The sequence below is a fragment of the Pseudoalteromonas sp. G4 genome, from assembly GCF_028875915.1.
GTDB lineage: Bacteria > Pseudomonadota > Gammaproteobacteria > Enterobacterales > Alteromonadaceae > Pseudoalteromonas.
Window position 1 is genome coordinate 1 of the sequence record NZ_JAPEHW010000105.1, and the last position, 11,529, is coordinate 11,529.

General features: G+C 40.6%; 9 protein-coding genes. 4 read left to right on the plus strand and 5 right to left on the minus strand.

The window, feature by feature from the left end; translation table 11 throughout:
• On the minus strand, positions 1 to 2,845 hold a 2,845-nt coding region (locus tag ON073_RS18965; RefSeq protein ID WP_274763451.1), incomplete at its 3' end, for an efflux RND transporter permease subunit.
• A 295-nt stretch (positions 2,846 to 3,140) separates the two neighbouring features.
• A complete protein-coding gene (locus ON073_RS18970; RefSeq protein ID WP_274763452.1) occupies positions 3,141 to 4,430 on the minus strand; it encodes an HD domain-containing phosphohydrolase in 1,290 nt (429 codons plus the stop codon).
• 111 nt (positions 4,431 to 4,541) lie between these two features.
• Here ON073_RS18970 and ON073_RS18975 point away from each other — a divergent pair, with 111 nt between their 5' ends.
• Both ON073_RS18975 and ON073_RS18980 read left to right on the plus strand, forming a co-directional pair.
• Positions 4,542 to 5,087 (plus strand): heme NO-binding domain-containing protein, encoded by a 546-nt coding sequence (locus ON073_RS18975; protein WP_274763453.1) that lies wholly within the window; start codon positions 4,542 to 4,544, stop codon positions 5,085 to 5,087.
• Positions 5,080 to 6,588: an ATP-binding protein gene (locus ON073_RS18980; protein WP_274763454.1), complete on the plus strand. Its 1,509-nt coding sequence runs from the start codon at positions 5,080 to 5,082 to the stop codon at positions 6,586 to 6,588. Before ON073_RS18975 ends, ON073_RS18980 begins: the two co-directional genes overlap by 8 nt.
• A gap of 228 nt (positions 6,589 to 6,816) precedes the next feature.
• On the opposite strand, the gene ON073_RS18985 is transcribed toward ON073_RS18980, so the two are convergent.
• A complete protein-coding gene (locus ON073_RS18985) occupies positions 6,817 to 7,224 on the minus strand; it encodes a hypothetical protein (RefSeq protein WP_274763455.1) in 408 nt (135 codons plus the stop codon).
• 81 nt (positions 7,225 to 7,305) lie between these two features.
• On the minus strand, positions 7,306 to 7,800 hold the full coding sequence (locus ON073_RS18990; protein ID WP_274763456.1) for a nuclear transport factor 2 family protein: 495 nt from the start codon (positions 7,798 to 7,800) through the stop codon (positions 7,306 to 7,308).
• Between the two features lie 341 nt (positions 7,801 to 8,141).
• Between ON073_RS18990 and ON073_RS18995 the strand changes: the two genes are divergently transcribed.
• Complete coding sequence (locus ON073_RS18995; RefSeq protein ID WP_274763457.1) at positions 8,142 to 8,354, plus strand: hypothetical protein; 213 nt, start codon at positions 8,142 to 8,144, stop codon at positions 8,352 to 8,354.
• A gap of 81 nt (positions 8,355 to 8,435) precedes the next feature.
• On the opposite strand, the gene ON073_RS19000 is transcribed toward ON073_RS18995, so the two are convergent.
• Complete coding sequence (locus ON073_RS19000) at positions 8,436 to 10,445, minus strand: PAS domain-containing sensor histidine kinase (RefSeq protein ID WP_274763458.1); 2,010 nt, start codon at positions 10,443 to 10,445, stop codon at positions 8,436 to 8,438.
• 167 nt (positions 10,446 to 10,612) lie between these two features.
• On the opposite strand from ON073_RS19000, the gene ON073_RS19005 reads away from it, so the two are divergent.
• Positions 10,613 to 11,503, plus strand: coding sequence for a gluconeogenesis factor YvcK family protein (locus ON073_RS19005; RefSeq protein WP_274763459.1), 891 nt, complete (start codon positions 10,613 to 10,615; stop codon positions 11,501 to 11,503).
• The last annotated feature ends 26 nt before the right edge of the window (positions 11,504 to 11,529 follow it).

Here is an 11,529-nt window from a genome sequence, read left to right on the forward strand (position 1 = left end):
ACGCTTGTTCTACCGCCATCTCACGGCTTAGGCCTTCACGTTCACCTTGACGAGTTTGATCCACCAGTAAGATTGCGTTGTTAACCACCAAGCCAAGCAAAATGATAAAACCTATCATGGTTAACAAATCGAGTGGTTGGAACTGAATTAAGTTCATCAATTGCAATGCCAATACACCACCGACCGTTGCAAGTGGGATCGATAAAGTCACCATTAAACTATCTTTTAGCGATTTAAAGAGACCGGCCATCAGAATAAATAGTAATCCAAGTGCCAAAATAAAGTTTTGCCCCATGGTTTGAATTGACTGTTTCAAACTATCAGCACTACCACCGTAGTTAATTGAACCATCCGCAGGCATCAATGCTTTAATTTGCGGCTCAATTTCCGTTTCAATAATCGACATTGCCTGTTGCAACGACATACCTTCTGGCGGATTAACATTCACTGTAATGGTGCGGCGACGGTCAATACGTTGAATACGAGATGGGCCAACTGTGCGCGTTACATCAACTAGTTCGCCAAGTTGCACAACGGTGCCACTCGGTGTAGTGATTGGCATTGCTGAAAGCTCTTCAGGATTTTGCCAGCCCTCGGCTTTAAAAATCATATCGAGGCGTTTATTGCCATCAAAGTATTCACCCACATAAAGGCCAGTACCCATTGCTCGTGTAATTTGCGCTAAATCGCGACGGTTAAAACCCACTTCCATCATGCGACGATCATTTGGCAATAAACGCAGTTCCGGCTCCGCATCTTGCGTACCTGGGTTGATGTTAATATTGCTGCCTTCAAAGCGTGCTTGCAAAATGTCGCGAGCTTTATCAGCCACATCCGCCATAGCGCGTGTGTCTCTACTTTGCAGGTGAATTTGAATACTGCGCCCTGAGCCTAAACCACCAAAGAGATTTCCTTGCTGAGAAAAAACACGGGTATCTGGTAAATCAACCAAGATTTCTTCACGCATTACACGTTCAAGCTCTTTCACTTGTGATTGATCTTTTGCACGCACGCCTAAGTTTGCATTACCTGGGAACGACAAAATATAGTAGTTCTTCAATGCGGGTTGCTTAGTGCCATCCATATATGGCTGCAGACGCTCAACTAACGGTTTAATGTATTCACGCTCAACAAATTCTTGGTTTGAACCAGTTGGTAATCTGACAAAAGCATCTACTGCGTCGCGTTTTACCGGTGGTAAATAATCAAGTGGAGGCAATAACAATACAGTTAACGCCACGGGCGCCGCCATCAAAGTAACAATCACCGCTACACGTTTTTTGCTTGAATTAGTCAATTGCATAATTTTAGAGGTGATATTTTGCCAAAGGCCATCAAGCCTATCTTCTTCCACGGCATGAGTGAGCCACATTTTCGCAGCCACAGGTAAAATCGTAAGTGCTACCAATAACGAAATAAACACAGCAATCGCAATGGTGAGCGCTAAATCTGCAAAGAACTGCCCAGCAACATCGCGTAAGAAAATAACCGGAATAAAAATCGCAATGGTGGTTGCTGTTGAGGCCATAAGCGCACCTGACACCAACTGTGTTCCTTTTGCCGCAGCTTTGTCAGCGCGCAAACCTTGGGTTTTAAGCCGAACAATGTTTTCAAGCACAACAATTGCGGCATCGAGTACCATGCCTGTGGCAAAGGCTAACCCCGCCAGTGATATCACATTAAGCGAACGCCCTGTAATGTTTAGCACAATAAAGGTCGTCATAATTGAAATTGGAATAGCCATTGCCACAATCAAAGTGGCTCTGCGCTGACGTAAGAACCACCATAAAACGCCCACTGCGAGTAAAATACCAAGCACTAAGTTACTTGATACAAGATTTATCGCGCGGTAAATAAATACTGAAGCATCAAACGACTGATGCATTGTCAGTTGCTGCGGCTCAAGTACTTGGCTGCGAATCTTATCAACTTCCGCTTTTACACGTTCAAGCGTTGCTAGAACATTTGCGCCACTTTCACGGTCAATACGCACTGACATTGCAGGGTTACCATTTTGCACCGCACTGCCATTATCTTGGTCACGAGTCACTTTAATTTCTGCAATATCACTTAGTTTAATTGGCTTACCATCGCGCCATTCAAGCACTAAGTTACCTAACTGTGTTGGATCAAAGCGACCTGCAAAACGCAACGTATAGCGGCGGCGGCCAATATCGGCATAACCACCCGATGCATCATTAGCAGAACCAATTAAATTGCTTACGCGGGTTAAATTGATACCAAGCTCCGCAGCGCGGTATGCATCAAATTCGATTTGTAATTGCTCACGAGAGTTACCTGTTTGTAACTGAACACGTGCTACACCCGGAATACTTTCTAAGCGTGGGCGAATGGTGTCATCAAAAAACGTAGCATATTCACCAATCGGCTTATCATTGCCCGGCAATGCTTGTAAGAAGAAATAAGTAAGTGCTGGCGCACCGCCATTAAAGCCGCCTAAGCTGATAACAGGCGGGTTTACATCGCGTGGCAGCGGTGGCACACGGTTCATGCGACTAATCACTTCGATCAAGGTTTTATCCATATCGGTATCGAGAGTGAAAGTTAAGTTAACGAACGACGACCCTGAGTTGGCAAACGTTCTTAAACTGGTAAGCCCAGGTAAGCCCTGCAATACATCTTCTTGGGGTTCAAGAATCTCTGATTCCATTTCCGCAGGTGACGCCTGTCGCCAGCTGGTAAAAATGGTAATTTGAGGACGTTCTATATCTGGAAATAGTTGAATAGGTAGTTTTGTAAAACTCACTATTCCTAACACCAAGCACAAGGTGACAAATATCGCTACCCCCGCCGGATTTTTTAAAGCCCGAGTTGTAATGTTCATTGCGTTCCCTATTTTATTTTTTCGCAAACAACGTGCTTGACTATAGTTAGAAATTAGTCGCGAGAAAGTGAGAAATAGTTTAACGCTCAAAGAAATAGGATGGGCTGCAAATCGCCTGTTTTCGGTAAGAAAGTATGTTTTTGGTCACATTTTGACACACCGCGTTAGCTAAATGTTAACCATAAGAAATTTAAATGTATCTACCGCGATAGTTCAACAAATAAGCAAGTTTAAGTACCAATATTTTCACTGGCACTTAAACATATTTCGAAACAGGATTGTGGGGTACAAGAAATTAGTGCACGAAAATATTAAAAATGTAACGCCACTCTTTTTCGTAGGATTTTAATTTAGCAATGACTGCTGGGGTAACTTCGGTGCCTTGTGTAAGCACAATGGCCCCTTGTTTATTTAGTAAGTCTTGGCTTAAATGCATGCCCGGCTCGAGCATGTTAACACCAACACACCAATCAATATTGTGTTGCTCAAGGGACACTTTGCTCGAAAGTAATTGGATATAAGCGTCAACCACTTCAGGATCAAAAAGGGTTTTGCGCCCTTTTTTCAAAAATTCTATCGCTTGTTGCTGTGACAGTTTTTGTTTGCTTATCCGCCCTAGCACCAACTTATCAAACTCATTTACCACAGTTAAAATACGTGAAGCAATCGGAATATTTGAACCGATTAAGTGTTCAGGTACACCACTGCCGTCAAACCGTTCGTATTGATGTTTGACGGCTGTGCCAATTGCTTTTAAATGCGGCACTGTTTGTAAAATTTCAGCGCCTTTAACAGCATGTGTTTGCTTTTCAGAAAGCTCAGCTCTAGAAAGCTCATTTTCAATACTTTTCGCTAAATTATCGGTAAGAGATACTTTGCCGATTTCATGCATAAGCCCAGCTAAATACACCTGCGTTACTTGGTTTTTTTCAAGTCCAAGTGCCGCCGCAAGCATTCGGCAATGGCTAGCAACACGCTTTACATGACCTTCGCCTCCGCCTGTGGTGTCTTCAATGATCAAGTTGATCATTTCAATCACATCATAAAATAAGCTACGCTGGCGATTGTTGGCAGATTTCAATTTTTCGTTAAGTTTTGACAGCGACAATGTACGCTCTTCAACTTTGCTTTCTAACTCTAGATTTTGCTGCCTGAGTAGATCATTTTTAAGTTTCAACTCAACTTCTAAGCGCTGCACAGATTGTTTCAGCTGAAATTGCTCAACTGCTTGCAACACCACGTTTTTCAATTCATCATTGCTCCAAGGCTTGCTTACATAATTGTTAATTTTGCCTTGGTTTATTGCCATTGCAGTTGAATCGATATCCGAATATCCGGTAAGTAAAATACGCGGTGTATCGGGGCAAATTTCACATGCTTTAGAAAGTAACTCTGCACCTGACATCTTCGGCATTTTCATATCAGAGACAATCACCGCATAGGTCGTTTCAAGCAATTGTTGCGCAGCGAGTTCAGGATCGCTAAATATTTCAACGTCATAGTCTTTTCTGAACAGCCTTTTCAGGGCATTCAACACTTCTACTTCGTCATCAACGATCATCATTTTTAACTTATCTGTCATCATAATGCCCGAACCAAGCGATATCGCTATTTACTATAAAAACATTGCCTTAACTAAAAAGTGACACTATTTTTTAAATTGATCAACCTGATTTTTCGCAAAAAAGGGGACATGATGAAAGGAGCAATCTTTAATGCACTGCAAGAATTTGTTGAGCAAGGCCACGGTTATCAAGTGTGGGATGATGCGCTTACCAACAATACTTTAGCCTCTCATGGTATTTACACCTCAACAAAACAATATGACGACAGTGAACTTTTTGCCATTGTGGGTTATTTGTCAGAGCGACTCGAAGTTCCCGTATCTGATCTAGTCAGGGCATTTGGTGTTTTCCTTTTTCCAAGACTAATGCCACAAGCGCCAGAAGAGGCGCAAAAAGCCCCTTCTCTGCGCGCATTTTTAATGACGGTAGATGAGTTAATTCACGTAGAAGTGAAAAAACTCTATAAAGATGCTCAATTGCCTGAATTTAACTATGACGATCATATTGATGATAAGTTAACTATGATCTATCGCTCGCCACGAAAGCTTTGTTTTTTATCCGAAGGTTTGATTTTAGGGGCTGCAGATCACTTTAAAGAAACCGTATCTATCTCACAAAACTGTTGTATGCACCAAGGTGCTGAATGCTGCGAAATTGAAGTAACGTTTAATGGATAATAACGAAGCTGAGGCAAAAGTTGCCGCGCTTGAGCGCATCTTAGAACGTGAGCGATTAGCACGTAAAGAAGCCGAAAAACAATTAGAAGACTACACCCGTGAGCTGTACCAACAAGAAGAAGCAGTTAACCATACGCAACAAGAAGTTGCATCACAGCAAGGGCAACTTGAGTTTTTAACGGGTTTACTGGCCGAAACATGGCGCCAGCCTAACTTACAAAAAATTGTGGCTAATTATTTAGAGCGCACCAACAACTTTATGAGCAATGCGCACAATTTATTTGTTGAAATTCATGCTGATCTTTCATTTCATCAATTTCAATATTATTGCCAAGCTTCCAAACAACAATCCGAAATTTTGCCTGAACAATACAAAGTTGTTTTAAGCCAGCTAAATCGAAATAAGCTCTATCAATATGTTTCAAGTGAAAGCGAATCGCAAATGTACGAGCTAGGTGAGATCAGCAAAGCACCCAATACTAATTTTGAATACAGTGTGATGGTGCCTTTGTACAACCTTGATGTCCCTAGCGGTAAAGCGGTAGGTATTGCAATTTTACTCTACGAATCACAAGACGATATTAATATTGTGAAGCTGCAAACGCTAGAATCGTCGCGCAGCATGTTAGCAGTTGCCATTGAACGTAAACGTGCTGAAGAAGCACTGCAAGAGCGCTTAGTTGAACTTGAAACCAGTAATAAAATGTTAGAGCAAACCCAGCAGCAATTACTACAACAAGAAAAGCTAGCATCGCTCGGGCAATTGGCCGCTGGGGTTGCCCATGAAATAAATAACCCAATCGGTTTTGTGTTAAGTAATCTCGATACCATGCGCGATTACTTTAGTGACTTTTCAGAAATAATAGCTCCACTCAATAATGCTGAATTAAATAGCGAAAGCAAAGTCGATAATATGCTTAGCCAGTGGCAAACGCTTGATGGAGATTTTTTGCTTTCTGACAGCGAAGAGATTCTCGTTGCTTCAGTGCAAGGGCTTATTAGAGTAAAAGACATAGTGTCTGATTTGAGTACTTTTTCACGCATGGATAATGATGAACTCGACAGCATTGATTTAAACGTGGTGATTGAAAAGTCACTCAATGTGGTAAGTAACGAATTTAAATATCACCATCAGGTAGTTAAAGATCTACTACCCGAAGCAAATATTCTTGGTAACGCGGGTAAATTACAGCAAGTTTTTATAAACCTATTTGTAAATGCCAAACACGCAATGCCAGAGGGCGGTACACTCACAATCAGTAGTAAAAAAGATCGGAATAAAATAGTCGTAACAGTTAAGGATGAAGGACATGGCATTGATCCTTCGCATTTGGCGGATATTTTTACCCCGTTTTTTACAACCAAAGCGCCCGGTGAGGGCACTGGGTTAGGACTTGCTATATCTTATAGTATTTTGCAACAACACAACGCGAAGGTGACTGTAAATAGCGAGCTTGGCGTTGGTACAGAGTTTGAAATCGCCTTTTTTGAATCTCTTTGAAGCAACAGCTTAAATCAACTTACCATTTATTTGCCATTGCTTTTAATCGTAAATGACGTGCCATTACCTAGGTAGAAGAGTTCTAGGTAAAATCATCCACAGCACAAGACCAATTAAAACTGGGAACACCAAAATTAGGCTCGTTATTACTTCCCTTTAATCTTAAGTTTTCAGCCAAATGGAAATTGATTTTAGCTACACTGATACTTCAAATTTGGCAAAAACACATCAAGCGTTTTTGATATTTAGCCCAATTACAACATCTTTATAATGCAGCCAAATTTTAAAATATAACAGCGCAAACGTAACCTCTGTCACTATGGCAAGCACAATCCCAGTACCGGCTGAGCCATTAAGGTACTCAAAAGCACCTAGCAGAGCTAAACCTAACATCGAGATAGCTATGCTTAAGCAAATCGCCTGACGAGCAGTTGAATGGGCTGTATTTCGCGAGCACCAAGTTAATACCGACAATCCTAAAAATAGCATCGCAGTTCTTCGACCAATGAAGATGCCCGCATTTTCCTTTTCTATGCCAAATAGCATAAAAAAAATGTCTGGATGAATAATTAATACAAAGCATAACAACATCGCTACTACTGATGTGCAGACACTAATACATTTAAAACTAATCATATTCTTCCTTGAATAACTCAATTAAAAACAAAGGAAAGACAGAGCCTATTTCATCTGAATAGCTAAGCTTAAACTTGATTTCTAAAACATGGTATTGGTATTTTTAGCGGTTTTTGGAACCGGCTGACCAACACCCCAATGTTCTGCCAATTTTCCTTCTTCCATACGGAAAATATGGATCACTGCCGCACCAAGCGAATCAGGTGTGCGTTTGACATGTAAATGCATCCAAACAAGGTCACCTTCAGATGCGGTACGTTTTACTGACATAGCTAATTTGGGGTATTTTTCATAGCGTTTTGCAAAAACTGCTAACAAGGCTTCTCGTCCATCTTCCATGTGTGGTGAATGTTGAATATAGTTTTCAGAGAAACAGTCATCACGCAATATTTTAAGCCGCTCTGTTGCTGCCATATCAGGGCGATTTTCCAGAATTTCCATGCAATACAACGCTTTTTTCAAATTAGCTTGTTCTAATTCGCTTTGCTGGTTTTGCTTTGCTTGAAGGCTTGGAATAAAAAGCAAAGCACATAGAGCGCTCATCAAGGTTTTTACGGCAAAGAGTTTGAAATTCATTTATATCCCTTAAATCAATTTATTTATGTGAAGACTTAGGCTTTTAGAGCAAGCAGCTTACATAAGTGGCCTATCACATTAATTTATAATCCTATTTTTAACACCTTAACAGTGATGTACTCACTTTACAATGTGGCTTAAAAGGGAATTTATGCAAGACTCTACTGCGCGTTATATGACTTTTTAAGCTTTAAAGGAAGACAAAATAATTTGCATTTTGCAACGCAAATTTCAGCATAAGACCATTTACATTATCAATTATTACAGTATTTCAGCCAGTTACGTTTGGTTCAATATTTGCTGTATTCATAATGAAATAAGTACACAAGTGGAGATGTATTATGCATAACGGTAAACAACAATTTTCAATCGATCAAAAATTACAAGCAATGAGACCGTTTATTGATTTAGAACTGTTTAATCGTTCTATTGATTATCGTCGCAAAGTGATTTTTAGTTTTAAACAACAAGAGCGTATGCTTCAGCAGCTTAAAGATGAGTTTGCAGAGCCGTGCGTGCGTGAAGATTATGATTGTGTTTTGGGTTACAACTGATGCTTAAACTACAGTCAACTCTGTTAGTTTAAGCAGCTCGCAATAACCAACAGAGTTGATTGATTTCCTCTCCAAATAACTTTAAGTCCTAAACAAGGCTTTTATTTTTTCATCTAACAATGCACTGTTAAGCGGTTTTGTTAATACATCTAACATGCCTGCATTTAAGCACTTCGTTTTATCAGCTAGACCCGCATTTGCGGTTAAAGCAATAATGGGAGGCGCCATTTCACCGAGTTCATTTCGAATTGTACGTGCTGCAGTAACGCCATCCATTACCGGCATCACCATATCCATTAACACAAGATCAAACTGCGTTTCTTTTACCGCGGCAACGGCCTTTTCACCATTGTCCGCAAGTGAAACTGTGTGATTTCGCTTTTCCAAAATAGCTTTAATTATAAATTGATTAGCAGGGTTATCTTCTGCCACCAAAATCCGGTAGCTCGGATTATCAATTGCTTTGTTTGCACCACCCGAACTATTTGTCGAAACGATTTCAATCTCGAGCGGAATTGCCACAGAAAACTCAGTACCCACGCCAATTTCACTATGGCATTCTATTTTTCCTTTCATTAACTCAAGTAAACGTTTGGTAATGCTTAAACCTAAGCCAACCCCTTGCTGACGACCCACTTGTTTATCGTGTAATTGAGAAAATGGTTCAAACAACGTATCGATTTGGCTCTGCTCTATACCAATACCGCTATCTTTTACTGAAATTAATAGTTCGGTATCGCTGCGGTTTACCGCAAGGCAAACCTCACCCTCTAAGGTAAATTTAAAGGCATTACCTAGCAAATTAAGTAACACCTGCGATAAACGCACACCATCGGTATTAATTTGCTCAGGCACCCCATTACCTAAAATGGCTTTAAAATGAATGCCTTTTTTAAGCGCTTGGGTTTCAAATTGTTGTACCAAATTTTTTATTAATTTATGCAAATTCACATTGCTATTTTCAAGCGCTAACGTGCCCGACTCAATTTTGGCAAAGTCTAAAGTATCACTAATAACGCCTTGTAACAGCTGGGCACTGCCACGCATAAAATCAATTAATTCGCGCTGTTTGTCATTGGGATTCGTATCTTCTAGTAGTTCTAAAATACCTAAAATGGCATTCATTGGTGTGCGAATTTCATGTGACATCACAGCCAAAAAATGTGATTTTGCGGTATTTGCACTTTCGGCTTTTTCTTTTGCCGCTTTTAAATCAGACTCACGTTGCTTAGCAAAACTAATGTCTTTAGCGATACCCAAATAACCGGCAAAGCTCCCATCAGCATTGTATTTAGCCTTACCACTAATTGAAATCCACACCCTGTGCCCTTGGTTATCAATAGCTTCAAATTCAAAATCTAGAATCTCATGGTGTTGCCGTACAAGGTGTAAAAAATGCTCCCACTTTTTAAATTGCGTGCTCTCGCTATCACTGCGAATATTAAGCGGGCTTTTATGTAAAAAATGAGCAAAATTACTTGGTTTACTTTGTTCGGTAAATGAAAGATAGGTAAAGCACATGCTTTCATCTGTTTCCCAAAACCAATCCGAAGCCAGCTCAGCATACGCTTGAAAGCGTTGTTGGCTTTGCGTTAAAGCATAGGTGCGATCGAGCAACATTTGCGATGTTTGATGTTGCTGATCAAGTTGAATAAACGCCTGACGAAACACACTCACAGTTGCCAGCAAATTACTTTCAAGCTGGGCACTATCCACCTTATTGTTTTCCAAAAATAAGATGTACATGCCTCGACGCTCAGCAAAGTTATTCGCTACAAGCGCAATTTTTTGCTCTTGTTGCGGTAATTGCCAATCTGCGGGTAATACATTGCTGCTAACCACCATGACGTTATTTTCAAACACGCGCTCCATCAAGCTATTTGAGTGTAATAAACACACCCCAGATAACGGCTCAAATGTGCTAGCTAAAGCACACAGTTGTTGATGATCTTGGGTTAAAATCAGCATATCTGAAAATGTGGCAATGGGTTTAAGCCCTAGTTGCAATTTTACCAGTACCTCTGATGCATTTTTACTGCTGATCAGATCTTCTACTAGTTGCAACATAGCATTAGCACTAAGTCTTTCCATGACACCTCTTCGCGACATTTCACAAATAATAAAAATAAGTTTAGCGAATGTCCCTGCAAGCTGCATTGCAAAATGCGAATTAAATGCCTAAATACGCTATTTTTGCGCCTTTCATCTTGGTACATAACTTGAATCAGTAGCTATAACAAACCAGCTGAGGGCGAATTATGAATATAGTGTGTATTGGTGGAGGTCATGGCCTGTCGCAAGTATTAAGTGCTTTAAAAAATATGCCGTGTTCGTTGACAGCGATTGTAACAACTACGGATAACGGCGGAAGTACTGGCCGACTTCGTCAAGACCCAAGTCAGATAGCGCTTGGTGATATTCGTCGCTGTGTTAGCGCACTTGCCAATCAAGACCATATGCTTGCAGTATTAAGCGAACAGCGCTTTGAATTAGAAAACGATTTAAAAGGGCACAGTTTCGGCAATATTTTACTAAGCGCGCTGTGCCAAATTACTCACAACGCCAATGATGCCGTAAAAATATTCTCTGCAATGTTAGGCGTTAAACACACTATTTTGCCAATGGCCAATTCACCTGTGGATTTAATTGCCACTACAGAATCAGGCGAAACCATTTTTGGTGAATGCAATGTAGATGCGCTCTCAAGTTTCCCAAGCGATTTAAGTTTGTCTAAACAAGTGATTGCAAATCAACAAGCGGTAGAGGCTATTTACTCTGCTGATTTAATCTTACTTGGCCCAGGTAGTTTGCTCACCAGTGTCATGCCACCATTATTGCTCAGCGATATTCGTAGTGCGTTATGTCGCACAGCTGGTTGCCGCATTTTTATTGAAAATTTAGCACCTGAGCACAGCGCGGTTGATCAACTCGCCGCAAGCGAACAGCTCGCCAAAGCAATGGATATTTTAGGGTATAAATTTTTTGATGTGTGTCTGACACCTGACGCACTTGAAGCAATGGATTTACGTGCCATAGAAAAAGAGCAGTCAACTGATAAGCACAATAAATCTCAGCTAAAACATATTATTGAGCAGTTGTTACCAAACACGAGTGATCACACAACAAATGTAAGTGCAAAAGTGCATTAAGGTGAAGGTAAAGCAGCCATAGTCGC

Bases quoted from the DNA above. Each gene is read 5' to 3' on its own strand.
- ON073_RS18970 (WP_274763452.1), bottom strand. From the start codon at position 4,430: ATGATGACAGATAAGTTAAAAATGATGATCGTTGATGACGAAGTAGAA.
- ON073_RS18975 (WP_274763453.1), top strand. From the start codon at position 4,542: ATGAAAGGAGCAATCTTTAATGCACTGCAAGAATTTGTTGAGCAAGGC.
- ON073_RS18980 (WP_274763454.1), top strand. From the start codon at position 5,080: ATGGATAATAACGAAGCTGAGGCAAAAGTTGCCGCGCTTGAGCGCATC.
- ON073_RS18985 (WP_274763455.1), bottom strand. From the start codon at position 7,224: ATGATTAGTTTTAAATGTATTAGTGTCTGCACATCAGTAGTAGCGATG.
- ON073_RS18990 (WP_274763456.1), bottom strand. From the start codon at position 7,800: ATGAATTTCAAACTCTTTGCCGTAAAAACCTTGATGAGCGCTCTATGT.
- ON073_RS18995 (WP_274763457.1), top strand. From the start codon at position 8,142: ATGCATAACGGTAAACAACAATTTTCAATCGATCAAAAATTACAAGCA.
- ON073_RS19000 (WP_274763458.1), bottom strand. From the start codon at position 10,445: ATGGAAAGACTTAGTGCTAATGCTATGTTGCAACTAGTAGAAGATCTG.
- ON073_RS19005 (WP_274763459.1), top strand. From the start codon at position 10,613: ATGAATATAGTGTGTATTGGTGGAGGTCATGGCCTGTCGCAAGTATTA.